Genomic DNA, 26,031 nt, shown 5'->3' on the forward strand with positions numbered 1-26,031 from the left:
CCGGCTGCGGGATGTCGGCCGGCTGCGGGATGTCGGCCGGCTGCGGGATGTCGGCCGGCTGCGGGATGTCGGCCGGCTGCGGGATGTCGGCCGGGTCGGCCGGGGCGGCGGGCGCGCCGGGGGCGGGTTCCGGCTGCGGGTGGGGCTGGGCGGTCGTCACAGGCCTTCGGCCCGGTCCTCGCCCAGCGCGGTCAGCCTGTCGCGCAGCCGCGACGCCTCCGCCGGCGGCAGCCCCGGGATCTTGGCGTCGGTGGCCGCCGCGGCGGTGTGCAACTGGACCGTGGCCAGGTGGAACGCCCGCTCCAGGGGACCCGCGGTCACGTCGACGAACTGCATCCGGGCGTACGGGACGATGGACAGCCGGCGGATCACCAGGCCGTGCCGGACCAGCAGGTCGTTGTCCCGCTCGGCGTACCCCCAGGCCTTGACCGCCCGGACCGTCACCAGGGAGCGCCAGACCGCGGCGGCCAGGACCGCCGCCATGGCCGTGGGCCAGCTCCAGTGCCCGGTCATCACCCAGCCGACGGTCAGCGCGCCCAGCACGACGACCACCCAGATCGTCCTGTTGATCAACTCCACAGTGATCAGGCTGCGCGAGACCGGTCGCCAGTCGACCGTGTCCGGCCACGGCTCGAGCGGGTCGGTCGGGGCGGGCGCCGGGGCGCTGGGCTCGGTCACGCTGAAAGCCTAAGCGGAGCCGTCGTTCTGCGGCGCCCGGAACATGGTCACCTCGCGCAGGAAACCCCGCGCGGTCAGGAAGCCGGTGAGGTATTCACGGTGGTCGTCGCAGGCCAGCCAGGTCTTGCGGTACGCCGGGTCGTGCAGCTTGGGGTTGTTCCAGAGCAGCGACCAGGCGCCGGGCGCACGACAGCCCTTACGCGAGCATTGCGGGGAAAGCTCCTCGACCACATCCGAACAGTAGCCGGGGTGAACCACGGCCGATGGGATGGGGAGTTAGAGCGCCGGGCGACCACGGGGGAAGTCGCCCGGCGACGGACCGAATGTTACACGCTCACGCGGGTCTCCCGTCTACCCGCCGGAGGTGCCCGTTCGAGCGCATCGCGCAGAAAGATCGACTACTCGGCCGTTGCCGACGGCGCGTAATCCGCCTCTGCCCGACAGCTCTCAGCGTGGTCGTGTAAGTCTTGAGCGTCGGCACCCGTGCCGGCGCGACCCGGATACGCAGAATCTCGATGGAGGACCGGTGGCCGAGCCGACCATGCCCGAGGGCACGAGCAGCGCCGATCCGGGCCGCCCGGTGCCGCCCGCCCAGGACGCCACCCAGCTCGAACGGGCCATGTTCGAGGTCAAGCGGGTCATCGTGGGCCAGGACCGGATGGTCGAGCGGATGTTCGTCGCGCTGCTCGCCCGCGGCCACTGCCTGCTCGAGGGCGTGCCCGGCGTGGCCAAGACGCTGGCCGTCGAGACACTGGCCCGGGTCGTCGGCGGTTCCTTCTCGCGCATCCAGTTCACCCCCGACCTGGTGCCCGCCGACATCGTCGGCACCCGCATCTACCGGCAGTCGAGCGAGAAGTTCGACGTCGAGCTGGGCCCGGTGTTCGTCAACTTCCTGCTCGCCGACGAGATCAACCGGGCCCCGGCCAAGGTGCAGTCGGCCCTGCTCGAGGTGATGGCCGAGCACCAGGTGTCGATCGGCGGCGAGTCGCACTCGGTGCCGGACCCGTTCCTGGTCATGGCCACCCAGAACCCGATCGAGCAGGAGGGCGTCTATCCGCTGCCCGAGGCCCAGCGCGACCGTTTCCTCATGAAGATCCTGGTCGGCTACCCGACCGACGCCGAGGAACGCGAGATCGTCTACCGGATGGGCGTGAGCCCGCCGGAGCCCAAGCAGATCTTCTCGTCGGAGGACCTGCTGGCCCTGCAGCGCCGCGCGGACCAGGTTTTCGTGCACAACGCCCTGGTCGACTACACGGTCCGGCTGGTGCTGGCCACCCGCGCCCCGGCCCAGCACGGCATGCCGGACGTCGCTCAGCTCATCCAGTACGGCGCCAGCCCGCGCGCCTCGCTGGGCATCGTCCGCGCCACCCGGGCCATCGCCCTGCTCCGCGGCCGCGACTACGCGTTGCCCCAGGACGTGCAGGACATCGCCCCGGACATCCTGCGGCACCGGCTGGTGCTCAGCTACGACGCGCTGGCCGACGACATCCCGGCCGACCACATCGTGGCGCGCATCATGGCCAGCGTGCCGATGCCGTCGGTCGCCTCCCGCCAGGGCGCCTCGCCGAACGGCCACGCCAACGGCCACCCGGTCTCCGCCGTCCCGGCCAGCGGCGGCCCGGCCTTCGACACGCTGCCCCACCAGCCGGCCTGGCCGGGACAGCAGTGACGGGGCGCCGTGCCGACCGCTGACCCCCCGCCCGCGGTGACCGACGCCGCCACGGCCCGCGCCGAGGCGGTGCTGTCGCGCCTGCAACTGCTGGTCACCCGCAAACTGGACGGCCTGCTGCAGGGCGACTACGCCGGGCTGCTGCCGGGACCGGGCAGCGAGGCCGGGGAGAGCCGCGAGTACCGGCCCGGCGACGACGTGCGCCGGATGGACTGGCCGGTGACCGCCCGGACCACGCTGCCGCACGTACGGCGCACGGTCGCCGACCGCGAGCTGGAGACGTGGATGGCGGTCGACCTGTCGGCCAGCCTGGACTTCGGCACGGCGAAGATGCTCAAGCGCGACCTGGTGCTCGCGGCCGCGACGGCGATGGCCCACCTGACCGTGCGCGGCGGCAACCGGATCGGCGCGGTCGTGGGCACCGGCTCCGGCCTGCCCGCCCCGGAACAGGGCGGCTTCTGGCGCCGGCGGCGGGAGGCGAGCGCACCGGCCCCGGTGACCCAGCCGATGGTGCGGATGCCCGCGCGGCCCGGCCGCAAGGAGGCGCAGGGGCTGTTGCGCGCGATCGCCCGTACCCGGATCCGGCCCGGGCGCACCGACCTGGGCGAGCTGATCGACATGCTGAACCGGCCGCCGCGGCGCCGGGGTGTCGCCGTGGTCATCTCCGACTTCCTGGCGCCGGTGGAGGGCTGGGCCCGGCCGATCCGCAAGCTCGGCGTGCGGCACGACGTGCTGGCGGTCGAGGTCGTCGACCCCCGCGAGCTGGAGCTGCCGGACGTCGGCGTGCTGACCCTGGCCGACCCGGAGACCGGCGTGCTGCACGAGGTGCAGACGGCCGACCCGGCCCTGCGCGCCCGCTACGCGGAGGCGGCCGGCAACCAGCGGGGCGACATCGCCCGGGCGCTGCGCGCCGCCGGTGCCGCACACTTGAGGCTGCGCACCGACACCGACTGGCTGCTCGACGTGGTCCGCTTCGTGGCAGCCCAACGACACGCTCGCACCCGGGGGACAACGCGATGATCCGCTTCCTGCAGCCGTGGTGGCTGCTCGCCGTCCTGTCCGTCCTGCTGGTGGCGGGCGCCTACGTGCTGCGGCAGTTCCGCCGCCGCACGTACGCGATGAAGTTCACCAACGTGGAGCTGCTGCGCACGCTGGCCCCCAAGGGCCTGGGCTGGCGCCGGCACGTCGCGGCCGGCGCGTTCCTGCTGAGCCTGCTGTCGCTGGCCTTCGCGATGGCCCGCCCGTCGATCGACCGCGAGGAGCCGCTGGAACGGGCGACCGTCATGCTGGCCATCGACGTGTCGCTGTCGATGGAGGCCGACGACGTCCAGCCGAACCGGATCGAGGCGGCCCAGGAGGCGGCCAAGGCGTTCGTGCAGGAGCTGCCGCCGACGTACAACCTCGGCCTGGTCTCGTTCGCCAAGGCGGCCAACGTGCTGGTCTCGCCGACCAAGGACCGCGCCGCGGTGATCGCCGGCATCGACGGGCTGACCCTGGCCGAGGCCACGGCGACCGGCGAGGCGGTCTTCACCTCGCTGGACGCCATCCGCACGGTCCCGGCCGACGGCGCCGACGGCGCGCCGCCGGCCCGCATCGTGCTGCTCTCGGACGGCTACCGCACCTCGGGCCGCTCGGTCGAGGACGCGGCCGCCGCGGCGGAGGCCGCCAACGTGCCGGTGTCGACGATCGCCTTCGGCACGGACACCGGCGTGGTCGACATCCGCGGCCAGCTCCAGCGGGTGCCGGTGGACCGGCTGTCGCTGCAGCAGCTCGCGGACAAGACCAAGGGCTACTTCTACGAGGCGGCCTCGGTCTCCGAGCTCAAGCAGGTCTACGAGGACATGGGCAGCTCGATCGGCCACCGGGTCGAGCCGCGCGAGGTCACCCAGTGGTACGCCGGGGTGGCCCTGCTGCTCGGCCTGGTCGCCGGGGCGATGAGTCTGCTGTGGACGTCGCGCCTGCCCTGAACGGCGGACGCCGCGTCACGGTGTCGTGCTGTGCACTAGGACGAAGAGGACGACCACCCAGGCGGCGGCGATGGTGAAGGTGAGGGGAGCGACGAACTTGCCCATGGCTGTGACTTTCCGGTGGGTGACCGACGGGGAAAGTGCGCACACGGAATCGTCGCGGCCGGCATTCAGCTCCCGTCGCGGCGCGGCACGACACCGCCCGGCTCCGGCGGACAGCCGGAACCACGGGGCGGTTGGAGCGGGATGGGTGTGGGTCAGCGGGTCGGACTCGGGCTCACGGCCGGTGCGGGCGCGGAGCGGTCGGGTCGGAGCGGCTGACGAACGGCCCGGCCACGACTGGGAGGATCGCTATCTCGCACAGCGATCACCTCCGTGAGTAGTCCGGGCTCGGGAACCGTCGAAGAGCGTACCTCTTAAGAGCCTCCTAAGGTAATCGGGCCCGCCGTCGTGTCGCGTACGGGTCACGACGGCGAGAACCAGGCCGAGCACGGGCAGCCAGGCCAGCCGCTGCCCGGCCCACGCGGCGCCGTCCGGAGCGGTCAGCAGCCCGGGCATCGCGGGGTCGACCAGGGCGGCGACGCCGGCCACGGCGAGCAGCACGCTCTGGTGGCCGAGGTAGACCGGCACGGCCACGCGGTTGAGCGCGGCCACCGGGCGCAGCGCCCGATCGTGGCGCAGCAACCGGGCCAGGGGTCCGCGCACGGTCAGCAGAACACCGATCTGGGTGACGGCCAGGGCGACCGCGGCCAGCGAGGGCGGGTCGAGGTTGGACCGGCCGTCGCCCGGCACGCCGACCGCGCCGGCGGGATAGCCGGCGACCAGGATGAGCACGGCCAGCGCCGCGGCGCCGTTGCAGGCGAGCGCGACGCCGATCCAGGGCCCGGCGCCCCGGTGCGGCGCGCCGTCGTCGCCGGGGCGGCCGGTCACCGCCCGGGCCAGCCGGTCGTGGCGGGCCACGAGCATGCCCAGCAGCCACGGGATCGCCCAGGCGGCCGGGAGCGCGGCGAGACCCGGCAGCAGGCCCAGGTCGCTGGCCGCGACCACCGCGAGCGGCGGCAGCACCGCGGCCGGGCCGATCCGGTGCACCAGGCGGCGCAACGGGGCGGTCGCGGCGTGCAGCGCCAGGTACGGCACCAGGAACCACAGCGGGCTGACCACCAGCGTGGCGATGGTCCGCAGCGTGGTGGCGGGAGCGCCGAGCGCCGCCCCGGCGGTGAGGACCAGTGCCCAGGCGCCCAGCAGGATCGCCGCCGGGCGCAGCAACCGGCCGAGGGGGCCGGCGCGTCGCCCGCCGGCCGGGCCCGCGGCCGATCCGCGGGCGTGGGCCGCGTAGCCCCCGGCGAAGAACAGCAGGCCGAGGGTCTGCAGCAGCCAGCTCACCGGGGCCGCGGCGGGCATCGCGGTGAGCGGGCTGGCCACCGTCACCCCCTCGGGCCCGGGGACCAGGCCGGTGACCAGCCAGTGACCGACCACCACCCCGCAGATCGCGATGGCCCGGGCCGCGTCGATGGTCCGGTCCCGCGCGGCCGGCCTCATGCCGCGACCGCCTCGACCCGGCCCAGCACCACTGCCGCCACCGCCGGCAGGGTCGCCGAGCCCGGGCACAGGTAGCCGTCGTGACCGGCGACGCCGTCGGTGGGCAGCGGGTGGGCGCCGAAGGCCGGCGCGGAGGGCCGCCGGCCGTGACCGAGGTGCCCCAGGCGCAGCTGCGGGATGCGGCGGATCCAGTCGCCGGCCGCCAGCGCCGACCAGACCCGCGCGCCACCCAGGTCCGCCGCCGTCCGCGCGCCCAGGCCCGGCGCGCCCAGCGCGACGACGTCGGTGACGCGGGGCAGGTGCGGGGCGGCCAGGCCCACCACCAGGGCCCCGTAGCTGTGGCCGATCAGCGTCACCGCGGCCCGCTCCGGCAGCGCCCGCACGAAGTCGATCAGCGCGGCGGCCCCGGTCCGCGCGCGCAGATCCCGGGCGGCGTCGAGGGACAGGCCCTCCGGCGGGTCGTAGCCGAGCCAGGCGACCACGGCGATCCGGGCCCCGGGGTCGGCGGTGCGCAGGGCGGCGTACAGGGCGCGGGCCTGGACGGCCGGCGCCCGCCGGGCGACGCCGCCGAGCCCGCGGTCGAAGTCGCGCAGCCGGGTGTCCACCCCGGGCACCAGCACCGCGATCCGGTCGGCGGTGGCCAGGTCGCCCAGCACCTCGGCGGCCCGGCCGTCGCCGCGCGGGTCGAAGGCGAGGAACCGGCGCCCGGACCGCGCCCAGGACGCGTACGGCTCGCCGGCGTCGGCCATCGCGACCGGGGCCGGTGCGGCGGCGTCCGGTTGGGGCGCCCGCGGCGGCAGGGCCAGGATCGGGGCGGGCGTGAGCAGCAGGAGAGTCAACAAGATCCGCATGGCCTGCACCGTGCGGCGTGGGCCCGGCCGCCGGCGTCACCCCGCGGAGTGGACCTCGGCCCCCTACCGCGGGGCTACTCGCCGGCGGCCACCAGACCCGACTCGTACGCGAACACCACCGCCTGGGCCCGGTCCCGCAGGCCGAGCTTGGCCAGGATGCGGCCCACGTGGGTCTTCACCGTCTGCTCGGCGACCACCAGCTCGGCCGCGATCTCCTGGTTGGACCGGCCGCGCGCGATCAGCCGCAGCACCTCGGTCTCGCGGGGCGTCAGGCCGTTCAGGGCGGTCGGCCGGGGCTGCCGGCTGCGGGGCCGGGACGCGAACTCCGCGATGAGCCGGCGGGTGACCGAGGGGGCCAGCAGCGCCTCACCGGCGGCGACGACCCGGACGGCGTGCACGAGATCGGCCGCGGGCGCGTCCTTGAGCAGGAACCCGCTGGCCCCGGCGCGCAGCGCCTCGTAGACGTAGTCGTCGAGGTCGAAGGTCGTCAGGATGAGCACCCGCACCGCGGCGCCGGGGGTGAGCAGCCGGCGGGTCGCCTCCAGGCCGTCCATGACCGGCATGCGGACGTCCATCAGCACCACGTCCGGGTCGAGCCGGCGGGACGCCGCGACCGCCGCCGCGCCGTCCGCGGCGTCGCCCACCACGAGCAGGTCGGGCTGCGCCGCCAGCAGCGCCCCGAAACCCTGCCGCACCATCGCCTGGTCGTCGGCGATCAGCACCCGGATCATCGGGCCGCCAGGGGCAGCCGTGCGGCGACCCGGTAGCCGCCGTCCGGGCGGGGGCCGGCCTCCAGCGTGCCGCCGAGCAGGGTGGACCGCTCGCGCATGCCGACCAGCCCGTGCCCGGGCCCGCCCACGGCCGGGCCGGGAGCCCCCGGCTCGTTGCCGACCTCCACCTCCAGCGCCTCCGGGGTGCCGCGGACCGAGACCGACACCGGGCCGCCGGGCGCGTGCCGGGCCGCGTTGGCCAGGGCCTCCTGCACGATCCGGTACGCCGCGAGCCCGACCGCCTCCGGCACCTCCACCACCTCGGCCGCGCACAGCGTCACCGGCACCCCGGCCCGCTGCGCCGTCTCCACCAGCGCGCCCACGTCCGGCAGCCCGGGCTGCGGCGCGCGCGGCGACTCGTCGGTCTCGGCCCGCAGCACCCCCAGCAACCGCCGCATGTCGCCCAGCGCCTCCCGGGCGCCGTCGGCGATCGTGCCGAACTCGGCCATCGCCGGCGCCGGCAGACCGGTGATCCGGTACGGCGCCGTCTCCGCCTGCACGGCGATCATCGACATGTGGTGGGCCACCACGTCGTGCATCTCGCGGGCGATGCGGGCCCGCTCCTCCAGCACCGCCCGCCGGGCCTGCTCCAGCTCGGTCAGCTCGGCCTGCCGGGCCAGCTCCTCGCGGGCGCGCCGGCGGCGCGACACCAGGTCTCCGGCCAGCGCGATCGCCACCAGCAGCACCGCCGCGCCCACCGCGTTGGCGCGGGGTGCGAACAGCAGCACCGGCACCACGCTCAGCACGGTCACCCAGGCGACGACCGCGGGCGTCTCGCGCCACACCAGGGCGCCCAGCACGAGCAGGAAACCCAGGATCTGCACCGGGGACCAGGGCCAGGCCTCGCCCGGGTCCGCGGCGTACACGCCGAGGAACAGCAGGGGATAGGACAGGCGCCAGGCCAGCAGGGGCCGGCGCACGGCGACCACGACCGGCGCCACGGCCCAGCCCGCCAGCAGGGCCGCCACGGTCGGGTGCAGCGGGCGGTTGTCCAGCAGGTAGGTCATGTTGCCGATGGTCAGGCCGACCAGGGCGAGCAGGCCCAGCGGTACGCCGTACACCTGGAACCGGGCCCAGCGGGGCGACCGGGCCGGCGCGGGCCGGCGGTCCGGACCGAGCAGCACCCGGCGCAGCGGTCCGGCAAACTCCATGCCGGCAGGTTACGGCGGCCGGGCCCGTCCCGTCGTGCCCCCGCGGGATGATCCGGAACCCCTACCGCGGTATGACAAGGGCCGGGCTTCGTGCTACCCACAGGTAACGCCTAGTCTGCGAGCGGTCTGTTCGTCGAACGAAGGAGTACGTGTGGCCCGCACCGTGTTGGTGACCGGAGGCAACCGCGGCATCGGCCTGGCCATCGCGCGGGCCTTCGCCGAGCAGGGCGACCGGGTCGCCGTCACGCACCGTGGCACCGGCGCGCCGGAGGGCCTGTTCGGCGTGCAATGCGACATCACCGACTCCGCGGCCGTCGACGCCGCCTTCACCACGGTGGAACAGGAGCTGGGCCCGGTCGAGGTGCTGGTCGCCAACGCCGGCATCACCGACGACACGCTGCTGCTGCGGATGTCCGAGGAGCAGTTCACCCGGGTGCTGGACACCAACCTGACCGGCTCGTTCCGGGTCGCCAAGCGGGCCAGCGCCAAGATGCTGCGGGCCCGCTGGGGCCGGATCATCTTCATCTCCTCGGTCGTCGGCCTGTACGGCGGCCCCGGCCAGGTGAACTACGCGGCGAGCAAGGCCGGCCTGGTCGGCATGGCCCGCTCGATCACCCGTGAGCTGGGCAGCCGTAACATCACGGCGAACGTGGTCGCGCCGGGCTTCATCGACACCGAGATGACCGACGTGCTGTCCGAGACCCGCAAGGCGGAGATCCTCAAGGCGATCCCGGCCGGGCGGCTCGCCGCGCCCGACGAGGTCGCCCAGGCGGTGACGTTTCTCGCCGGCGACAGCGCGGCGTACATCTCCGGTGCGGTCATCCCGGTCGACGGCGGCCTCGGCATGGGTCACTGACCCGCTCAGCGAAACGGAGATACCTGAAAGTGTCTGGACTGCTCGCCGGTAAGCGGCTGCTCATCACCGGCATCATCACCGACGCGTCGATCGCGTTCTCGGTGGCCAAGCTCGCCCAGGAGAACGGCGCGTCGGTCGTGCTGACCGGCTTCGGCCGGATGTCGCTGGTGGAGCGGATCGCCAAGCGCCTGCCCGAGCCGGCGCCGGTCATCGAGCTGGACGTGACGAACCCGGAGCAGCTGGCCGGGATCGCCGACAAGGTCCGCGAGCACGTCGACGGCCTGGACGGCGTGGTCCACTCGATCGGGTTCGCCCCGCAGAGCTGCCTCGGCGGCGGCTTCCTGGACGCGCCGTGGGAGGACGTGGCCACGGCGCTGCAGGTGTCGACGTACTCGTACAAGTCGCTGGCCACCGCCTGCCTGCCGCTGATGGGCCGCGGCGGCAGCATCGTCGGGCTGACCTTCGACGCCACCAAGGCGTGGCCGGTCTACGACTGGATGGGCGTCGCCAAGGCGGGCCTGGAGTCGGCCTCCCGCTACCTCGCGCTGCACCTGGGCGAGCGGGGCATCCGCAGCAACCTGGTGTCCGCCGGCCCGCTGCGCACCATGGCGGCCAAGTCGATCCCGGGCTTCGAGCAGTTCGAGGAGGCGTGGGCCCAGCGCGCCCCGCTCGGCTGGGACCTGGCCGACCAGGAGCCGGCCGCCCGGGCGGTGTGCGCCCTGCTGTCCGACTGGTTCCCGGCCACCACCGGCGAGATCGTGCACGTCGACGGCGGGTACCACGCGCTGGGCGCCTGACCGGTCCGCCCGGCGGCGGCCCGCTCAGTCGAGGCAGCGCACGGCCACGGCCAGGTGCGTCCGGTGCGAGCCGCCGAAGTCGCGGTGCACGACCTCCAGCTCGACCCGGTGCCGGTCCTCGGTCACCGGCTCGCCGGGCGTCCCCGCCAGGCACTCGGGGTAGCTGCCGTCGGCCCGGATCGTCCCGGAGCGGTCCGTCCACTCGTCGTCGGCGAGACGGTAGACCGTGGCGTCGTCCGCCGGCTCCCGCCGGGCGCCGTCGGCCTCGACGGTGAACAGCTGGGTCTGCTCGTTGGACCAGGTGACGGTGCCGGTGAGCCGCTCGGCGGTGGCCGCGTGCGGATCCCGGGTGAACCAGGCGGTGGCGAAGCCCACCCCGAACGTGGCGATCAAGGCGGACACACAGGTCAGCACGCGGGCCGGCGACATGGACGAGACCGTACCGGGCGGGGGTGCGTGCGCGCTGCCGGGCCGGGCGAGGGAGGATGGTGCGGTGGCGTACGACGCGTTCCTTCTGCTGTCCTTCGGCGGCCCCGAGCACCCCGACGACGTGATGCCGTTCCTGCGCAACGTGACGCGCGGGCGGGGCATCCCCGAGGAACGGCTCGCCGAGGTGGCCGAGCACTACTACCACTTCGGCGGGGTGTCCCCGATCAACCAGCAGTGCCGTGACCTGCTCGCGGCGGTGACGGCCGACTTCCGGGCGCACGGCGTGACGCTGCCGACGTACTGGGGCAACCGCAACTGGCAGCCGATGCTGGCCGACACCATGGCGCAGATGCGCGACGACGGGATCACCTCCGCGCTCGGCTTCGCCACCAGCGCGTACGGCGGCTACTCCTCCTGCAAGCAGTACTGGGAGGACATCGCCCAGGCCCGCGCCAAGGTCGGCCCGGGCGCCCCCGCCGTGGCCAAGCTGCGCCAGTTCCACGACCACCCGGGTTTCGTGGCGCCGCACACCGACGCGGTCACCGCGGCCCTGGCCCAGCTCGACCCGGCCCGCCGGGCCAGCACCCGGATCGTCTTCACCGCCCACTCCATCCCGGTGTCGATGGCCAGGACCGCCGGCCCCGACGGCGGCCGCTACGAGGCCCAGCTGCACGAGACCGCCGCGCTGGTGCATGCCGCCGCCGCGCCGGACCTGCCCTGGGACCTGGTCTGGCAGAGCCGGTCCGGGCCGCCGCAGGTGCCGTGGCTGGAGCCGGACATCAACGACCACCTGAAGGCGCTGGTCGGCGACGTCACGGACGTGGTGGTCAGCCCGATCGGCTTCGTCTCGGACCACCTGGAGGTGCTCTGGGACCTGGACAACGAGGCCCGCGACACCGCCGCCGAGCTCGGTCTGGGCTACGCCCGCGCGGCCACCCCGGGCACCGACCCGCGGTTCGTCACGATGATCCGGGAGCTGGTCGAGGAGCGCACGAACGGCGTGGCCCGCGAGCGCCTCGGTACGCTGCCGGTCTGGGACCAGTGCCCGGCCAACTGCTGCCCGCCCCCGCAACGCCGAGGAGTGTCATGACCGCCTGCACCGAACCGCGCCGAGCGTTCGTTGCCGGCGGCCGTGACGGTGAGGGCCAGAAGGGCATGACGAAGGGAAGCACGGCATGACCGAGCGCAAGGCCGTCGAGAGCTGGCTCACCGACATGGACGGCGTGCTCGTCCACGAGGGCGAGCCGGTCCCCGGCGCCCCCGAGTTCGTCAACCGGATGAAGCAGTCCGGCAAGCCGTTCCTCATCCTCACCAACAACTCCATCTACACGCCCCGCGACCTGCAGGCCCGGCTGGCCCGGATGGGCTTCGACGTGCCCGAGCAGTCGATCTGGACGGCGGCGCTGGCGACCGCGCAGTTCCTGGCCGACCAGCGCCCGGGCGGCACGGCGTACGTGATCGGAGAGGCCGGACTGACCACGGCGATGCACGCGGTCGGCTACGTGCTGACCGACTACGCGCCGGACTACGTGGTGCTCGGCGAGACCCGCACGTACAGCTTCGAGGCGATCACCAAGGCGGTCCGCCTGATCAACGACGGCGCCCGTTTCATCTGCACCAACCCGGACCCCACGGGACCCTCCAACGAGGGCGCGCTGCCGGCGGCCGGCTCGGTGGCGGCGATGATCTCCAAGGCCACCGGCGTCGAGCCGTACTTCGTGGGCAAGCCGAACCCGATGATGATGCGGTCGGCGCTGAACGTCATCGGCGGGCACAGCGAGAGCACGGCGATGATCGGCGACCGGATGGACACCGACGTGCTGTGCGGGCTGGAGGCGGGGCTGGAGACGATTCTGGTGCTGACCGGGATCAGCACGCGGGCGGAGAGCGAGCGGTATCCGTACCGGCCGTCGCGGATCGTGGACAGCGTGGCGGACCTGATCGCCGAGATCTGACCGGGTCACCGGCTACTCGGTGATCATCCGCATTGCCGCCGTCGCGCCGTTGAACGCAGCGCGCTGGCACTTGCGGTTCGCGGCGCCGATGGGCCTCGTATCGTTCCTCCTCCTCGAGCAGGTCCCTCATGGCGTCGCGAGTCCTCGCGGCGACCACCGCGGCCTTCCTCCAGAGTTCGATGCGTTGTGCTCGCAGTCGTTCCGCCTTCGCCAGCTCCCGCTCTTCCCGACGATCGGCTCGCTCCCGCTCCCACCGCTGACGTTCCCGCCGCCCTTGCACGATCAAGGTCGTGACCACCCCGACCAGCGCGATCACGCCGCCGGCCGCGCCGCTTACCAGGCTCTGCCACCATGGCGTCATCCATAGACGTTCGCATATGCGCGCGGTCGTCCGGCCGGCAAGGCGACGGACCAGCCAACCTGGACGCCGGGATCCGACCGGTCCGCCGCCCGTCACTCCTCGCGCGGCGCGGGCACTTCGGCCGGCTCGTCGTCCTCGGCGGCGAGGTCGGCCGGCCGCCCGTTCTCGCTCGTCGCCGTCAGCGCGGCGGCGAAGAGCACCATCTGGTTGACCGCGTTGAGGAAGACCAGCAGCCCGACCGAGCCCGCGACCAGCTGGTACGTCGGGTTGGCCTCGGTGACGTGCACGTACAGCCGGCCCAGGGTCTTGAGCAGTTCCAGGCCGACCGCCACGAGCAGCGCCGGTCCGACGAGGCGGCGCAGCGGCATCCGCAGCCGGGGCAGGCCCGTGAGCATCCCGGCGGCCAGGACCGCGTTCACGGCCAGGCCCAGGACGAGCCCGACCGTGGCCAGCAGCCACCGGGCCGGGGTGGCGTCGGTGCCGGCCGCGTCGACCAGCCAGTTCGCGGTGCGGGTGGTCAGGTAGGCCACCGACAACGACACGGCCAGCAGGGTGCCCAGCCCGGCCAGCACGAGCAGGTCGATCAGCACCCGGGCGGCCAGGTTGCCGGGGTATTCGGGCAGCTGCCAGATCCGGCGGATCGACGAGCGCAGCACGTCCACCCAGAACCATCCGGTGATCGGCAGGCCGATGAACGCGATGACGCCGACGGTTCCGCGGGCGTTGCGCCACGTCTGCACGTCGAGGTGGGGCAGGTACTCCGCGACGTACCGTTCCACCGCTCGCAGCACCGCGGGGTCGTCCAGGACGAAGCCGAAGATCGCGAAGGCCAGCAGCCCCAGCGCGAAGGTGGCGAAGAACGCGTAGTAGGTCACCGCGGCGGCGAGCCGGCCGCCGTCGGCCTCGTCGTATCGCACGCCGGCCCGGATGAGGTGGTCGAGCCAGCCGACACGGCGGCGCAGCCGGCGCCAGGCCGCCGCCGTGCCCCGCGCGAACCGTCGAGCCGTCACCCGCACCGCTGTACCCCGCCGCCGGGCCGGTTACGCGGCTCGGCGGCCTCGGCGCGGGCGGGCCGGGCGCGGAAATCCGACCCCTCGGGGTACTGGGCTTTCCCGGCCGGGCTGGCGAGAATGCGGGACATGGTTATGACTGTCGGTAGTGGACCGATCCACGTTATGGCGTTGCACGGCTGGTTCGGCTCCGCGCGAGGATGGGGCGGCCTGCCCGAGCTGATCGACGGCGCCCGCTTCACGTACGCCTTCCCCGACTACCGCGGCTACGGCGACCGCCGCGACGTGCCCGGCGACCACACGATCGCGGAGGCCGCCGCCGACGTGCTCGCGGTCGCCGACGAGCTCGGCTGGGACCGGTTCTCCCTGGTCGGGCACTCGATGGGCGGCATCGTGGCGCAGCGCGTCCTGGCCGACGCCCCGCAGCGCGTCGAGCGGCTGGCCGGCATCAGCCCGGTGCCGGCCGGCGGCGTGCCCTTCGACGAGCAGGGCTGGGCGCTGTTCAGCGGGGCCGCGGAGGATCCGGCCAACCGCCGGGCGATCATCGACCTGACCACGGGCAACCGGCTGGCCGGCAGCTGGCTCGACCGGATGGTGCGGGCCTCGCTGGACAACTCCGACGCCAAGGCGTTCGGCGCGTACCTGCCGGCCTGGGCCCGCACCGACCTGAGCGCCGAGATCGCCGGCAACCCGGTGCCGGTGCTGGTCGTCGTGGGGGAGCACGACCCGGCCCTGGGCGAGGCCGCGATGCGCGGCACCTGGCTGGCGCACTACCCGAACGCCCGCCTGGAGGTGCTGGCCAACGCCGGCCACTACGCCATGGACGAGACCCCGGTGCGGCTCGTCACGCTGCTGGAGGACTTCCTGGACGGGTGAGCGGCGCGCCGGTCTGGCAGGGTGGCGGCATGGCGGTGTCGTGGGACGAGTCGTACTTCGGGCAGCTGCGCGCCCTGGCCGGCGACGGCCGCACCCTGATCAGCGTCGGCGCCCGCTGCGTGCTGCGCGCCGGCGACGGCCGGGTGCTGCTGGTGCGCCGCAGCGACAACGGGACGTGGGCGCTGCCGGCCGGGATGATGGAGCTGGGCGAGTCGCTGCGCGACTGCGCGGTGCGGGAGGTACGGGAGGAGACCGGCCTGCTGGTCCTCGAGCTGACCCCGTTCGCGATCTACACCCGGGCCCCGGCGGCCGGACCCGACATGTACGGCCACACCTACCAGCACGTCACCCTGACCGCGCGGATCGACGCGTACGCCGGGGAGCTGCTGCGCGCCACGGAGGAGACCACCGACGCCGGCTGGTTCCCGCCCGGCGCCCTGCCCGAGCCGCTGCGCGAGGGTGTCCGCCGTACCCTGACCGACCTCGCGGCGTTCGAGACCGCGGGCACCTTCACCCTGGAGTGACGCGCGTGGGACTGTCCTGGGAAGAGTCGTACATCGGCGGTCTGCGGACGCTCGCCGGCGACGAGCGGGTGCTCATCTCCGTGGGCGCGCACGGCCTGGTCCGCGACCCGCGGGGCCGGATCCTGCTGATCCAGCGCTCCGACGACCGGACCTGGGCGCTGCCCGGCGGGACGATGGAGCTGGGCGAGACGCTGCGCGAGTGCGCGATCCGGGAGGTCCGCGAGGAGGCCGGCCTGCGGGCGCACGAGGTCACCCCGTTCGGGCTCTACACCCGGGCGCGGGACTGGTTCCCCAACCCGTACGGGCACACCTACCAGTACATCTCGCTGATGTGCCGGGTCGACCGCTACGACGGCGAGCTGGCCCGCACCACCGACGAGAGCGTCGACGCCGGCTGGTTCGACCCCGGCGAGCTGCCCGAGCACACCGGCAGCCTGGTCCTCCGGGCGCTGCGGGACCTGGCGCTGTTCGAGGCCAAAGGCGTCTTCGCGCTGGACTGAGCCCTCATGTGCGGGCGGGCCCGGCCGATGAGCCTGGGGACGTCCCTGGAGGAAAACATGTTCGCGCTGCTCGACCGGCTGCCGCTCAAGGCCCGTACCGGCCTCGCCCTGCTCTGCTTCGTCGGCGGGATGGTCGGCCTCGGCCTGTACGTCCGCTCGGTGGCCGGCGCCGCCGCCGACGGGTTGCCCACCGGCTCGGACGCCCGCGCGGACCTCGAGCTGCTCGCCTCCGTGGCGCTGTGGGCGCTGGTTGTGGTGCCGCTCGGCGTGCTCATGCAGGTGTCGGTGTGGCGCAGCATCGTGCGGGTGCTGCGGATCGACGCCGACGTGATCAAGTCCGCCGCCGGCGGGGACCTCAGCCGGAGGATGCCGGTCGTCGGCAAGGACGAGCTGGGCCAGATGGCCGTGGCGTACAACACGATGATGGACCGCTTCCACGAGACGGTGGCCGGCATCCGCCGCGCCGTCGACGAGGTCACCTCGTCGGCCGGCAGCCTGCGGCAGGCCAGCAGCACCATGACCACGGCCGCCGACGCGACCGCGATGGAGCTGGAGACCGTGGCCCGCTCGGCCGCCCGCACCAGCGACGAGGTCGGCGCGATCGCCGAGGGCACCCGCCAGATGCGCCAGGCGATCACCGAGATCAGCGTGAACACCTCCGACGTGTCCCGGATGACCGACGAGGCGGTGGCCGGTGTCACCCGGGCCACGACCAACGTGACCCGGCTCCAGGGCTCCAGCCAGGAGATCAACGACGTGCTGCGCAGCATCAACGCGATCGCCGCGCAGACCAACCTGCTCGCCCTGAACGCGACCATCGAGGCGGCCCGGGCCGGCGAGGCCGGCCGCGGCTTCGCGATCGTGGCCGGCGAGGTCAAGGAGCTGGCCCAGGCCACCGCCGCGGCGACCGAGGAGATCGCCCGCCGCATCGAGGGCATCCAGCAGGACACCGGCGAGGCGGTCGACGCGGTGAGCGGCTTCTCCGCCATCATCGGCGCGATCGCCGAGCACCAGGTGACCATCGCCGCGGCGGTGGAGGAGCAGAGCGCCACCACCGGCACGATGGTCGAGGGCGCGGGCACGGTCAGCACCGGCACCGAGCAGATCAGCCAGGCCATCGGCGCGGTCAGCTCGGCGGCGTCCGAGGTGCGCGGCGCGGCCGAGGAGACCCACCGGGCGGTGGGCGACCTCACCGGTACGGCGGCCCGCCTGCACAGCCTGGCGGCGGTCTTCCATTCCTGATTGAGGAGGCCGGACCCTCAACTTCCCGCCGGGACGGCCGATCAGCGAAATGTGATCTTTCGCCGTGCCGCCTGCCTCGCCGTCGTCGCCGTGGTCGCCGCGACGCCCCTGGTCGTCACCGCCGCGCCGGCGGTGGCCGTGGCCCCGTCGTGCCCCTCGGCGGGCCTGACCGTGGCCGCCCTGCACGGGCCGAACTTCTACGTCGACACCTCGTCGTCGCCGGTGCTGCAGGGCGCCTACGCCGGGTACCGGGTCACCGACACGACCGGGAACCCCCGGAGCGACCTGTGGGTGGCGCTGAGCGACTTCACCGGGGGCTCGGTGGCGCTGGGCGCCGGTCAGCCGTCCGCCCAGCAGGTCGCCACCCTGGCCGGCGGTGCCTCGGCGGCGCGGTTCTTCTACCTGACCGCGCAGGCCGAGAGCGCCACGGCCCAGCGGCACAGCGTCGCCGTGTGGCGGGGGCGGCCGGACCTGCCGGGCTCGGCGCAGCTCTGCGCCGACAGCGGCGGCTTCAGCGCGGTCGAGGGCACGATCAAGGCGGCGGCGAACAAGCTGACCAGCGTGGCGGTCTCGGCGGGCACCCCCAAGATCGGCGGTACGTTCACCGTCACGGTCAAGGGGGACACCGGCACGATCGGCGCCGGCTCGGCCAACGACCCCTCCTCGTTCTGGATGAGCCCCGCGGCCTCCGGGTCCTGGCCGGCCGGCGCGTACCGGCTGGTGGGCACCAGCCTGTCCTTCACCGGCGGCGCCACCTACACCGACACCCTGCGGGTCAGCGGGCTCAGCTCCGCGTCGAAGGAGTACACGGCCGTCTACACGTTCCGGGCCGTCGGGTTCACCAGCTCGCCGACCACCGTGCTGCCGGTCCAGCAGATCGCGTCGGGCACCCAGATCAAGCACACCGACCTGGGCAGCGTCGCCTCGTTGCCGGCGATCGCGCCGTCCACCAACGATCTGACGATCGCGCTGTCCGCCGGCGCGCAGAAGCTGCCGGACACCGGCGGTACGGTCGTCTTCCAGGCCGCGGTGAGCGGTTCGGCCGGGGCTGTGCTCGACTCGTTCACCGCCACCGTCCCGGCGGGGGTGACGCTCGTGCCCGGATCGGTGACGTGGCGCGGCGGCGCGATCCCGGACGGCGTCAGCAGCGCCGGCACGATCGTGCTGCAGGGCCCGTTCACCGTGACCGGCTCGGGGGACGTCCTGAGCTTCGCCCTGGCGTTGCCCGCCACCTCCGGGGACCGGGTCACCAGCGTCGTCGCGACCGTCGGCTCCGCCACCGTCGACACCACCCTGTCGCTGACCGACAACGCTCCGGCGACCCGGACGGTCAACGTCAACACGTTCCCGGTGGCGGCCGACGACGCCGTCCCGGTGCCCGACAACCTCGCCTCCACCGTGACCGTGACCGGCAACGACAGCGATCCGGACGGGGACGCCCTGACCGTCGCCGCGGTCGGCCCGGCCGGCCACGGCACGGCGACGGTCACCGCCGGCGTGGTCGGGTACACCCCGGCCAACGGCTACACCGGGGCGGACACCTTCACCTACACCGTCGCCGACGGCCGGGGCGGCACCGCCACCGCCACGGTCTCGGTCACCGTAGGCGGGCCCGCCCCCGTGACCCCGTCGCCGAGTCCGTCGGTCACTGCCTCGGCCACGCCGTCGCCGACCCCGTCGGCCACCCCGTCGCCGACCCCGTCGGCCACCCCGTCGGCCACCCCGTCATCGACCCCGTCGGCCGCCCCTTCCGTTACGCCGCCGGCGACGCAGCCGGCCACGCTCATCGCGGCGGCCGACCAGGCCGCCACCGTCGCCGGCGCGGGCGTCACGCTCTCGCCGCTGGGCAACGACTCCGGCGACGGCCCGCTCGGTCTGCAGTCCGCCGGGCCCGCCGCGCACGGCGCCGTCAGGGTCGCCGGCAACACCGTCAGCTACAAGCCCGCGACCGACTTCTGGGGCACCGACACGTTCTCCTACACCGTCACCGACGCGCACGCGGCGCTCGCGACCGGCACCGTCACGGTCACCGTGACGCCCGGCCCGGCCCCGGCGGACGACAGCGCCGTGCTCGATCAGGGCGCCCCGACCCGCCTGGACGTGCTGACCAACGACCCGGCCGGCGCGGTGCTCGCCGGGATCGTCACGCCGCCCGGGCACGGCGTCGCAACCGTCGACGGGACCAGGATCGTCTACGCTCCGGCCGCCGGCTACAGCGGAGCCGACGCTCTCACGTACCGGCTGGTGGGCACGCCGTCCGTGGCCACCGTCCGGCTCACCGTCGCCACGCCCGCGCCGGCCGTCGCCGACGACGTGGTCACGGCCGTCCCGGGCACCGCCGTACGCGTCGACGTGCTCGCCAACGACACCGGCGCCGGGCTGACCGTGCGCCAGGTGGGCGGCGCGGCGCACGGCACGGCGGAGCTGCGCACCGACGGGGTCTGGTACACCCCGCAGGCGGCGTACCGGGGCGCGGACAGCTTCGGATATGTCGTGGAGGACCGGCTCGGCCGCCGCGCCACCGGCACCGTACAGGCGACCGTGCCCAACGCCGCCCCCACGATTGCCGGCGTGCTGCCGCGCACCGTCACCGCCGGCGAGCAGCTGGTGGTGCCCTTCGCCCTCGCCGACGGCAACGGCGACACGTTGACCCTCACGGCCGGTACGCCCACCGGCGCGCCGGACGCCGCCACCAGGATCAAGCTCGGCGTCGCCGGCAACCGGCTCACCCTGGGCGTGGACGTCCGGTTCAGCGGAGACCTCACCATCCCGGTGATCGTCAGCGACGGCGAGGCCACGGCCCGCACCGACCTGGCGGTGAGCGTGCTGCCCGCGCCCGTGCCCTCCGCCACCGGCCGGGTCATCGCCAACCCCCAGGCGCGGGCCGAACTGGCCGACCCCACCTACGTCGGGGGACGACCGGTCTCCCGGACCCTGTCCACCTTCGTGGACTCGCTCATCGCCTGGCCGGTCTCGCCCACGACGGCCCTGCTCGGCTACCGGGTGACCCTCAACGGCACGCGCGTCTGCACCGTCCGCCCGGTCGCCGGGGCCACCACCCAGTCCTGCCGGGTCCGCGCCGCGATCGACACCGGCGACAGCGTGCGCGTCACCGCGGTCGGCATCGGCGGCACCCTGTCGACGTCGACCGGCGCGTCCATCACGCCGGCGTCGGCCACCAACCGGCTGCTCGCGGTGGTCTACTTCCCGACCGGCGAGTTCGCCCTCGACGCCACCGCCCGCCGCGTGCTGGCCACCGTGGCCGCGCAGGCCCGCACGTACGGCTTCGACACCGCGCTGATGGTCGGCCACACCGACGCCGACGGCACGGCCGCGTCCAACGCCGCGCTGTCCCGGCGCCGCGCCGACCAGGTCGCCGCCCACTTCCACCGGGTCTATCCGGCGCTGCGGGCCGACCACAGCGGCCGGGGCGAGACCGATCCGGCCCGGCCCAACGTGGGCGACCGCAACAAGGCCGCCAACCGGCGCGTCGAGATCTACGTCGGCTGAGGCGGCGCACGCCCGCTACAGGCCCGCGGCCACCTGCGCGAAGTACCGGTTGGCCACCCGGGTGTGCAGGTCGAAGCCCAGCGCCCGGGGCTCGTGCAGCACCTCGAAGCCCAGCGTCTCGTCGTCCGGGGCGGCCGGGGGCAGCTCGTCCGGTGTGGCCAGGGCGGGAAACAGGCCGAAGATCAGCAACGTGCCGTCGGGGGCGCTGATCGTGTCGTACAGGCGTACCGCCTCGGGGTCGGTCCGCAGGCCGACCTCCTCGCTCAGCTCGCGCGACGCCGCCTGCTGCCAGGTCTCGCCCGCCTCGACGAAGCCGCCCGGCAGGGCCAGGGTGTCCCGCGCCGGCGGGATGCCGCGGCGCACCACCAGCAGGCCGCCGCCGACCGGCTGGACCGCGACGGCGACCGGTTTCGGGTTGAGGTAGCTGGTCTCGCCGCAGGCGCCGCAGCGGCGGGGCCACGGCTGGTCGGGCACGAAGCGCGCGCCGCAGAAGGTGCAGTGCGCGTATCGGTCAGGCATGCAGCGGGGCGTTGCAGGCCGCGACCAGCGCCTGCCGGCAGGCGCTGGTCAGCGGGCGCAGGGCCGCGTCGCGCTGCTGGGCCTCGTAGCCGTTCACCGCGCCGCCGGGGGCGTTGTGCTCGGCCAGCGCCAGGACCTGGTCGAGGATGCTGGCCCGGGCGAACAGCCGGCGCGAGCGCGGGTCGAAGCCCGGCGGCAACGTCGCGGTGCTCTCCGGGCGGCGCAGCGCCTGCAGGGCGCCGGCCAGCTCGGGGCGCCACTGCGCGACGTCCAGGCGGGTCAGCCGGGTGGTGGCCTCGGTCAGCGCGGTGGTCAGCTCGACCTCCGCCTCGGCCGCGCCCAGCTGGAAGGTGGGCTTGTACGCCGGGACGGGGTAGAAGCGCCACAGCACGGTCTCGAACTCCACCCCCGAGCCGGAGGTGTGCCGGCGCAGCTCGGGCACCACCCCGAACGACGGGGTCACCAGCGCCTCGCCGGCCAGCAGGGCCGCGCCGGTCAGCTCGCCGGGGCCGGGCAGGCCGCGCGGATCGCCGGGGGCGGGCAGCACCAGCCGGATCTCGTCGGGGTGCAGCTTGGCGAACGCGGGCAGCGCCTGCCCGAGGGGCACGTCGGTCCACGTGCCGGGGGCATCGGCGACGAGGTGCTCCTCGTCGCCGGCGATCTCGTCGGCCAGCTCGTCGAACGGGACGAGGCCGGCCCGCCAGGCGCGTACCCACGCCACGAACCGGGTCGACCGGCGCGCCGTGAGTGTCGCCGCATCTGCTGCGGGGGACATGTGGGCAAGGGTACGTGCCGTCCGCCGACCTTGTCAGGGCCGGAGCGTCGGAACCGGCGTGTCCGTGCGGAGGGTTTAACGTGCTCGACATGTATTCCGACGATGTGCTGGCCGGCGACTGGCGGCGCCGCAAGGTGGTGCCCGAGGTGGACGCCGAGCGCGACCTGGTCGTCGAGGACGTGGACTCGGGGTTCTGCGGCGCGGTCGTCGGCTTCGAGCTGGGCGCGGTCGTGCTGGAGGACCGGCGCGGCAAGCGGCGCAACTTCCCGCTGGAGCCGGCCGCTTTCCTGCTCGACGGCCAGGTCGTGACCCTGCGCCGGCCGGCCGCGCGGCCGGCCGCCGCGGCCCGGCAGCGGACCGCCTCCGGGTCGGTCGCCGTCGCCGGGGTACGCGCCCAGGTCGCCAAGGCCAGCCGCATCTGGGTCGAGGGGGTGCACGACGCCGCCCTGGTCGAGCGGATCTGGGGCGACGACCTGCGCATCGAGGGCGTGGTGGTGGAGCCGCTGGACGGCATCGACGACCTGGCCGGCGCGGTCCGCGAGTTCCGGCCGGCCCGCCACCGCCGGGTCGGGGTGCTGGTCGACCACCTGGTCGCCGGGTCCAAGGAGAGCCGGATCGTGGCCGCCGTCACGGACCCGAACGTGCTGATCACCGGCCACCCGTACGTGGACGTGTGGCAGGCGGTGAAGCCGGAGCGGGTCGGACTGCGGGCCTGGCCGGTGATCCCGCCCGGACAGCCGTGGAAGCAGGGGGTCTGCGCCGCGGTCGGCCTGGGCGAGCCCTACGAGATGTGGCGGCGGATCCTGGGCAGCGTGAACAGCTACAAGGACGTCGAGACGCCGCTGATCAACGCGATGGAGCGGCTGATCGATTTCGTCACGGAGCCGAGCTGATCAGGGCCTCCGCCAGCGGCGTCTGTACGTTCAGCACGCGGCGGCCGTGCCGGTGCGCGGCGACCAGCCCGGCCGCCCGCAGGGCCGTCAGGTGCTGCGACACCCCGCCCGGGGTCATGCCGGTGCGCCGGGCCAGCTCGGTGGTGGAGCTGGGCGCGCCCAGCTCCAGCAGCAGCCGGGTGCGGCCCCGGCCGAGCACCGCGCCCAGGGCGCCGGTGTGCTCCGGGCGCGGCTCCCACAGGGTGGCCACGGCCCGCGCCGGATAGGCCAGCTGCGGCACGTCGCCGGCGAAGACGCTCAGCACCGACGGCCACACGAACACCGACGGCACCAGGACCAGGCCGGCGCCGTCGGACACGTCGGCGGCGGTGCAGGCGTGCTTGCGGACCGACAGCGTGCCGCCGGCCCAGCGGACGTCGTCGTGCAGGTCGTTGAGCGGGCCGGCGGCGCCGTCCCGGGCCAGGGCGCGCGCCCGGGCGAAGATCTCGGCGTCCAGCAGCAGCCGGATCCGGTGCCAGTGCGGCGCGACGGCGGCCTGCCAGAACGCCTCGATCTCGGCAGCCAGGCGGTCGAGGCCGGCAGCGGGGTCGGCGTACAGGTGGCGCAGGGCGGGGTCGCGGCGGCCGTACAGGTCGAGGTGCTCGCGGACCACCGCCGCGGGCGTCGCCCGCAGCCGGGCGAGCTCCGCGCCGAGGTCGGCGGTCAGGCCCGGCGGCGGGGGCGTCAGGAAGTCGGGCAGGTACGCCGGTTCGCGCGGCACCAGCGCCCACAGCAGCGTGTCGCGTGGCGCGGTGACCCGGCGTGCCCACGGCCGGTGGACCGCGTGGCGGCCCGGATCGCGCAGCACCCGGACGGCCGCCACGACCTCCCACAGGGCGGAGACGGCGAAGCGGATGCGCGCCACGGCGCCGGCCGACAGCCCGATCGCGACCACTGCGGACCCCCGACGATTCAGCTGGAACTGAATCATTATCCCGGTCGCCCGGCCGCGCCCACACTGGCCGCATGACCGACTTCCGTGACCTGCACGTGCCCGGCCGACCGCTGATCCTCGTCAACGCCTGGGACGCCGCGAGCGCCCGCCTGGTCGCCGCGGCCGGTGCGGCCGCGATCGGCACCACCAGCGCCGGGGTGGCCTGGAGCCTGGGCGCGCCGGACGGCGACGCGCTGCCGCCGGACGGCGACGCGCTGCCGCCGGCCGCCGCGGTCGCGGCGGTCGAGCGGATCGTCGCGGCCGTCGCGGTGCCGGTGACGGCCGACGTCGAGCGGGGGTACGGCGACGTGGCCGAGACGGTACGGCGGATCAGCGCCGCGGGCGCCGCCGGCGTCAACATCGAGGACGGCGCCACCGCCCGGCCCGACCGGATCGCCGCCGCCCGGGCCGCCGCGCCCGGGCTGTTCCTGAACGCCCGCATCGACACCTACCTGGCCGGCGCCGGCGGCCTGGACGAGACCGTCGAGCGGGCCACGGCCTATCTGGCGGCGGGCGCCGACGGCATCTTCGTGCCCGGGGTGACCGATCCGGCGACCGTGGCCGCCCTGGTCGCCCGGATCGACGCGCCGGTGAACGTCATGGCCGGGCCCGGCGCGCCGCCCGTCGGCGAGCTGGCCGCGCTGGGCGTGGCCCGGATCAGCCTCGGCTCGTCCGTCGCCCAGGCCGCGTACGGGCTGGTGGCCCGGGCCGCGGCGGCGGTGCTGGGCGACGGCGGCTACGCCGAGCTGGCCGGCGCGGCGGACTACGGGACGCTGAACGCCCTGTTCACGCCAGGTGTGCCGGGTCGCGGCTGAACACGAAGGTGGCGATGTCCAGCCGGGTGGCCGTGCCGTCCGGGCCGCGCAGCACGGTCAGCACCTCGCCGGTGTTCATGCCGGCCGTGCCCCGCCAGCGGTCCGGGGCCTCGGGCACGAACCGCCACGGCGCCCGGGCGCCCGGGTTCATCGAGCGCATCACCAGCTCCGGGCCGTCGGCGGTCACCTCGAACTCGCCGCCCATCCACCACCAGCGCCCGCACAGCTCGGCGGCCTCGCCGGCCGGGGGCGGGGCGGGCCGCCACGGCGCGGGCAGCACCGGCTCGGCGTCCAGCACGGTGGTCAGCGCCTCCAGGCTCAGCGCCCGGATGCTGGTGCCGCGCAGGCCGTACGAGTTGGCGAACGCGACCACGCCGGTGCGGCTGGGCCGGTGCACGACCAGCTGGGCCACGTAGCCGGGCATGGAGCCGCCGTGGCCGACGTACACCCGCTCGCCGACGCGCATCAGCTCCGGGCCCAGCCCGTGCCCGGCGGTCCAGGCGTCGTCCTGCAGCACCACCGGCGTGCACATCTCGTCGACGGTCTCGCGGCTGAGCACGGCCGGCGCCGGGTCGGCCAGGAACGCCGCCCACTTGGCCATGTCGGTCACCGTGGACCAGAGCTGGCCGGCCGGCGCCATCGCCCCGGCGTCCAGCCGCGGCTCCTCGTGCAGGCTGCCGTCCAGCGCGTGCACGACGTAACCGCGGGCGTACGGCTCCACCGGCGCGTAGGTGGTCCGCTTCATGCCCAGCGGGTCCAGCACGCGCTTGCCGACCAGGTCGGCCCAGGTCTCCCCGGTGGCCCGCTGGAGCACCGCCCCGAGCAGCCCGTAGGCCAGGTTCGAGTAGTGGTACGTGCGGAACGGCGGCCCGGCGATCTTGTCGAAGGCCAGCTCGGCCAGGAGCTGGTCGACGTCGCCGCCGGGGGCGCGCTCCCACCACGGCCCGTTGGGCTCGCGTTGCAGGCCGGAGACGTGCGCGAGCAGCTGGCGCAGGCTGACGCCGCCCACCGGGGTGCCCGGCAGGTGCCGGTAGAGCAGGTCGTCGAGGGCGAAGAAACCCTCGTCGCGCAGCTGCATCACCATGGTCGCGGTCAGCGTCTTGGTGATCGAGCCGAGCCGGTACTGGGTCTTGGGATCCGGCGGCGGGGTCTCGCCGGCGCCGGTGAAGTGCAGCAGCGAGCGGTCACGCACGACCGCCAGCGCCAGGGACGGCGCGCGGCCCGCGGACTGCGCGCGGGCGACGAGTGCGGTGACGCGTCGGCCGGTTTCCGGCAGCAGGGACACGGTGAGCCTCTCTCGGGCGGGGACGGTCCAAGGTTTAACTGAACGGCGCCGATATGGCTACGGAAGAAACCGACGTGACGCGACGT

26 protein-coding genes are annotated in these 26,031 nt (G+C 74.6%); 14 read left to right on the forward strand and 12 right to left on the reverse strand.

What is annotated here, in order from left to right; translation table 11 throughout:
- Positions 1-156 precede the first annotated feature (156 nt).
- Positions 157-678 (reverse strand): PH domain-containing protein, encoded by a 522-nt coding sequence (locus Ani05nite_RS01345; protein WP_203763274.1) that lies wholly within the window; start codon positions 676-678, stop codon positions 157-159.
- Between the two features lie 9 nt (positions 679-687).
- Positions 688-909 carry a hypothetical protein gene (locus tag Ani05nite_RS01350; protein ID WP_203763277.1) on the reverse strand — a complete coding sequence of 74 codons (222 nt, stop codon included), beginning with the start codon at positions 907-909 and terminating at the stop codon, positions 688-690.
- Between the two features lie 310 nt (positions 910-1,219).
- Here Ani05nite_RS01350 and Ani05nite_RS01355 point away from each other — a divergent pair, with 310 nt between their 5' ends.
- From Ani05nite_RS01355 to Ani05nite_RS01365, 3 genes are read left to right on the forward strand one after another with little or no spacing between them, the layout of a single operon-like run.
- The gene (locus Ani05nite_RS01355) at positions 1,220-2,347 is read left to right on the forward strand and encodes an AAA family ATPase (protein WP_203764904.1); all 1,128 of its coding nucleotides are present in this window, start codon (positions 1,220-1,222) and stop codon (positions 2,345-2,347) included.
- Positions 2,348-2,356: 9 nt separating this feature from the next.
- Positions 2,357-3,367 carry a DUF58 domain-containing protein gene (locus Ani05nite_RS01360; protein WP_203763280.1) on the forward strand — a complete coding sequence of 337 codons (1,011 nt, stop codon included), beginning with the start codon at positions 2,357-2,359 and terminating at the stop codon, positions 3,365-3,367.
- Positions 3,364-4,314 (forward strand): VWA domain-containing protein, encoded by a 951-nt coding sequence (locus tag Ani05nite_RS01365; protein WP_203763283.1) that lies wholly within the window; start codon positions 3,364-3,366, stop codon positions 4,312-4,314. Before Ani05nite_RS01360 ends, Ani05nite_RS01365 begins: the two co-directional genes overlap by 4 nt.
- Positions 4,315-4,665: 351 nt before the next feature.
- On the opposite strand, the gene Ani05nite_RS01370 is transcribed toward Ani05nite_RS01365, so the two are convergent.
- The 4 genes from Ani05nite_RS01370 to Ani05nite_RS01385 form a co-directional block, all read right to left on the reverse strand.
- The gene (locus Ani05nite_RS01370; protein ID WP_203763286.1) at positions 4,666-5,853 is read right to left on the reverse strand and encodes an acyltransferase family protein; all 1,188 of its coding nucleotides are present in this window, start codon (positions 5,851-5,853) and stop codon (positions 4,666-4,668) included.
- Positions 5,850-6,704: an alpha/beta hydrolase gene (locus tag Ani05nite_RS01375; protein WP_203763289.1), complete on the reverse strand. Its 855-nt coding sequence runs from the start codon at positions 6,702-6,704 to the stop codon at positions 5,850-5,852. Before Ani05nite_RS01375 ends, Ani05nite_RS01370 begins: the two co-directional genes overlap by 4 nt.
- Positions 6,705-6,778: 74 nt before the next feature.
- The gene (locus tag Ani05nite_RS01380) at positions 6,779-7,435 is read right to left on the reverse strand and encodes a response regulator (protein WP_203763292.1); all 657 of its coding nucleotides are present in this window, start codon (positions 7,433-7,435) and stop codon (positions 6,779-6,781) included.
- A complete protein-coding gene (locus Ani05nite_RS01385; protein ID WP_203763294.1) occupies positions 7,432-8,625 on the reverse strand; it encodes a sensor histidine kinase in 1,194 nt (397 codons plus the stop codon). Before Ani05nite_RS01385 ends, Ani05nite_RS01380 begins: the two co-directional genes overlap by 4 nt.
- Positions 8,626-8,776: 151 nt before the next feature.
- On the opposite strand from Ani05nite_RS01385, the gene Ani05nite_RS01390 reads away from it, so the two are divergent.
- Together Ani05nite_RS01390 and fabI are read left to right on the forward strand one after the other, a co-directional pair.
- The gene (locus tag Ani05nite_RS01390) at positions 8,777-9,481 is read left to right on the forward strand and encodes a beta-ketoacyl-ACP reductase (RefSeq protein WP_203763297.1); all 705 of its coding nucleotides are present in this window, start codon (positions 8,777-8,779) and stop codon (positions 9,479-9,481) included.
- Between the two features lie 29 nt (positions 9,482-9,510).
- Positions 9,511-10,278, forward strand: coding sequence for an enoyl-ACP reductase FabI (gene fabI, locus Ani05nite_RS01395; protein WP_203763300.1), 768 nt, complete (start codon positions 9,511-9,513; stop codon positions 10,276-10,278).
- Between the two features lie 24 nt (positions 10,279-10,302).
- Here the strand turns inward: fabI and Ani05nite_RS01400 are convergent, their stop codons facing one another.
- On the reverse strand, positions 10,303-10,707 hold the full coding sequence (locus Ani05nite_RS01400; RefSeq protein WP_203763303.1) for a hypothetical protein: 405 nt from the start codon (positions 10,705-10,707) through the stop codon (positions 10,303-10,305).
- 64 nt (positions 10,708-10,771) lie between these two features.
- Here Ani05nite_RS01400 and Ani05nite_RS01405 point away from each other — a divergent pair, with 64 nt between their 5' ends.
- Positions 10,772-11,797, forward strand: coding sequence for a ferrochelatase (locus tag Ani05nite_RS01405; RefSeq protein ID WP_203763306.1), 1,026 nt, complete (start codon positions 10,772-10,774; stop codon positions 11,795-11,797).
- A gap of 85 nt (positions 11,798-11,882) precedes the next feature.
- Positions 11,883-12,662: an HAD-IIA family hydrolase gene (locus Ani05nite_RS01410; protein ID WP_203763309.1), complete on the forward strand. Its 780-nt coding sequence runs from the start codon at positions 11,883-11,885 to the stop codon at positions 12,660-12,662.
- A 453-nt stretch (positions 12,663-13,115) separates the two neighbouring features.
- Here the strand turns inward: Ani05nite_RS01410 and Ani05nite_RS01415 are convergent, their stop codons facing one another.
- Complete coding sequence (locus Ani05nite_RS01415) at positions 13,116-14,033, reverse strand: YihY/virulence factor BrkB family protein (RefSeq protein ID WP_203763312.1); 918 nt, start codon at positions 14,031-14,033, stop codon at positions 13,116-13,118.
- Between the two features lie 129 nt (positions 14,034-14,162).
- On the opposite strand from Ani05nite_RS01415, the gene Ani05nite_RS01420 reads away from it, so the two are divergent.
- From Ani05nite_RS01420 to Ani05nite_RS01440, 5 genes are read left to right on the forward strand one after another with little or no spacing between them, the layout of a single operon-like run.
- The gene (locus tag Ani05nite_RS01420; protein ID WP_239129086.1) at positions 14,163-14,909 is read left to right on the forward strand and encodes an alpha/beta fold hydrolase; all 747 of its coding nucleotides are present in this window, start codon (positions 14,163-14,165) and stop codon (positions 14,907-14,909) included.
- A gap of 29 nt (positions 14,910-14,938) precedes the next feature.
- A complete protein-coding gene (locus tag Ani05nite_RS01425; RefSeq protein ID WP_203763315.1) occupies positions 14,939-15,433 on the forward strand; it encodes an NUDIX domain-containing protein in 495 nt (164 codons plus the stop codon).
- A gap of 5 nt (positions 15,434-15,438) precedes the next feature.
- Positions 15,439-15,933, forward strand: a complete 495-nt coding sequence (locus Ani05nite_RS01430; RefSeq protein WP_239129087.1) for an NUDIX domain-containing protein — start codon at positions 15,439-15,441, stop codon at positions 15,931-15,933.
- 57 nt (positions 15,934-15,990) lie between these two features.
- Positions 15,991-17,175 (forward strand): methyl-accepting chemotaxis protein, encoded by a 1,185-nt coding sequence (locus Ani05nite_RS01435; protein WP_203763321.1) that lies wholly within the window; start codon positions 15,991-15,993, stop codon positions 17,173-17,175.
- Between the two features lie 51 nt (positions 17,176-17,226).
- Complete coding sequence (locus tag Ani05nite_RS01440; RefSeq protein WP_203763324.1) at positions 17,227-20,685, forward strand: Ig-like domain-containing protein; 3,459 nt, start codon at positions 17,227-17,229, stop codon at positions 20,683-20,685.
- Positions 20,686-20,700: 15 nt separating this feature from the next.
- Here Ani05nite_RS01440 and Ani05nite_RS01445 read toward each other — a convergent pair whose 3' ends face one another.
- Both Ani05nite_RS01445 and Ani05nite_RS01450 read right to left on the reverse strand, forming a co-directional pair.
- On the reverse strand, positions 20,701-21,204 hold the full coding sequence (locus tag Ani05nite_RS01445) for an NUDIX domain-containing protein (protein WP_203763327.1): 504 nt from the start codon (positions 21,202-21,204) through the stop codon (positions 20,701-20,703).
- Positions 21,197-21,979, reverse strand: a complete 783-nt coding sequence (locus tag Ani05nite_RS01450) for an Rv1486c family protein (protein WP_203763330.1) — start codon at positions 21,977-21,979, stop codon at positions 21,197-21,199. Before Ani05nite_RS01450 ends, Ani05nite_RS01445 begins: the two co-directional genes overlap by 8 nt.
- An 89-nt stretch (positions 21,980-22,068) precedes the next feature.
- Between Ani05nite_RS01450 and Ani05nite_RS01455 the strand changes: the two genes are divergently transcribed.
- The gene (locus Ani05nite_RS01455; protein ID WP_203763333.1) at positions 22,069-22,872 is read left to right on the forward strand and encodes a DUF3097 domain-containing protein; all 804 of its coding nucleotides are present in this window, start codon (positions 22,069-22,071) and stop codon (positions 22,870-22,872) included.
- Here the strand turns inward: Ani05nite_RS01455 and Ani05nite_RS01460 are convergent.
- Positions 22,856-23,806 carry an ArsR/SmtB family transcription factor gene (locus Ani05nite_RS01460; RefSeq protein ID WP_203763336.1) on the reverse strand — a complete coding sequence of 317 codons (951 nt, stop codon included), beginning with the start codon at positions 23,804-23,806 and terminating at the stop codon, positions 22,856-22,858. The two genes, Ani05nite_RS01455 and Ani05nite_RS01460, sit on opposite strands and share 17 nt — an antisense overlap.
- 71 nt (positions 23,807-23,877) lie before the next feature.
- On the opposite strand from Ani05nite_RS01460, the gene Ani05nite_RS01465 reads away from it, so the two are divergent.
- Positions 23,878-24,660, forward strand: coding sequence for an isocitrate lyase/PEP mutase family protein (locus Ani05nite_RS01465; protein WP_203763338.1), 783 nt, complete (start codon positions 23,878-23,880; stop codon positions 24,658-24,660).
- Here Ani05nite_RS01465 and Ani05nite_RS01470 read toward each other — a convergent pair.
- Positions 24,632-25,945 (reverse strand): serine hydrolase domain-containing protein, encoded by a 1,314-nt coding sequence (locus tag Ani05nite_RS01470; RefSeq protein WP_203763341.1) that lies wholly within the window; start codon positions 25,943-25,945, stop codon positions 24,632-24,634. The genes Ani05nite_RS01465 and Ani05nite_RS01470 overlap by 29 nt on opposite strands.
- Positions 25,946-26,031: the final 86 nt, after the last annotated feature.

Origin of the sequence: Actinoplanes nipponensis (assembly GCF_016862275.1) — a bacterium.
In the GTDB taxonomy this organism is placed as follows: Bacteria; Actinomycetota; Actinomycetes; order Mycobacteriales; family Micromonosporaceae; genus Actinoplanes; species Actinoplanes nipponensis.

Excerpts from the sequence above, each read along its gene's own strand:
- Ani05nite_RS01355 (WP_203764904.1), top strand. The coding sequence starts at position 1,220 with ATGCCCGAGGGCACGAGCAGCGCCGATCCGGGCCGCCCGGTGCCGCCC.
- Ani05nite_RS01365 (WP_203763283.1), top strand. The coding sequence starts at position 3,364 with ATGATCCGCTTCCTGCAGCCGTGGTGGCTGCTCGCCGTCCTGTCCGTC.
- Ani05nite_RS01370 (WP_203763286.1), bottom strand. The coding sequence starts at position 5,853 with ATGAGGCCGGCCGCGCGGGACCGGACCATCGACGCGGCCCGGGCCATC.
- Ani05nite_RS01375 (WP_203763289.1), bottom strand. The coding sequence starts at position 6,704 with ATGCGGATCTTGTTGACTCTCCTGCTGCTCACGCCCGCCCCGATCCTG.
- Ani05nite_RS01380 (WP_203763292.1), bottom strand. The coding sequence starts at position 7,435 with ATGATCCGGGTGCTGATCGCCGACGACCAGGCGATGGTGCGGCAGGGT.
- Ani05nite_RS01385 (WP_203763294.1), bottom strand. The coding sequence starts at position 8,625 with ATGGAGTTTGCCGGACCGCTGCGCCGGGTGCTGCTCGGTCCGGACCGC.
- Ani05nite_RS01400 (WP_203763303.1), bottom strand. The coding sequence starts at position 10,707 with ATGTCGCCGGCCCGCGTGCTGACCTGTGTGTCCGCCTTGATCGCCACG.
- Ani05nite_RS01410 (WP_203763309.1), top strand. The coding sequence starts at position 11,883 with ATGACCGAGCGCAAGGCCGTCGAGAGCTGGCTCACCGACATGGACGGC.
- Ani05nite_RS01420 (WP_239129086.1), top strand. The coding sequence starts at position 14,163 with ATGGTTATGACTGTCGGTAGTGGACCGATCCACGTTATGGCGTTGCAC.
- Ani05nite_RS01425 (WP_203763315.1), top strand. The coding sequence starts at position 14,939 with ATGGCGGTGTCGTGGGACGAGTCGTACTTCGGGCAGCTGCGCGCCCTG.
- Ani05nite_RS01435 (WP_203763321.1), top strand. The coding sequence starts at position 15,991 with ATGTTCGCGCTGCTCGACCGGCTGCCGCTCAAGGCCCGTACCGGCCTC.
- Ani05nite_RS01445 (WP_203763327.1), bottom strand. The coding sequence starts at position 21,204 with ATGCCTGACCGATACGCGCACTGCACCTTCTGCGGCGCGCGCTTCGTG.
- Ani05nite_RS01450 (WP_203763330.1), bottom strand. The coding sequence starts at position 21,979 with ATGTCCCCCGCAGCAGATGCGGCGACACTCACGGCGCGCCGGTCGACC.
- Ani05nite_RS01455 (WP_203763333.1), top strand. The coding sequence starts at position 22,069 with ATGTATTCCGACGATGTGCTGGCCGGCGACTGGCGGCGCCGCAAGGTG.
- Ani05nite_RS01465 (WP_203763338.1), top strand. The coding sequence starts at position 23,878 with ATGACCGACTTCCGTGACCTGCACGTGCCCGGCCGACCGCTGATCCTC.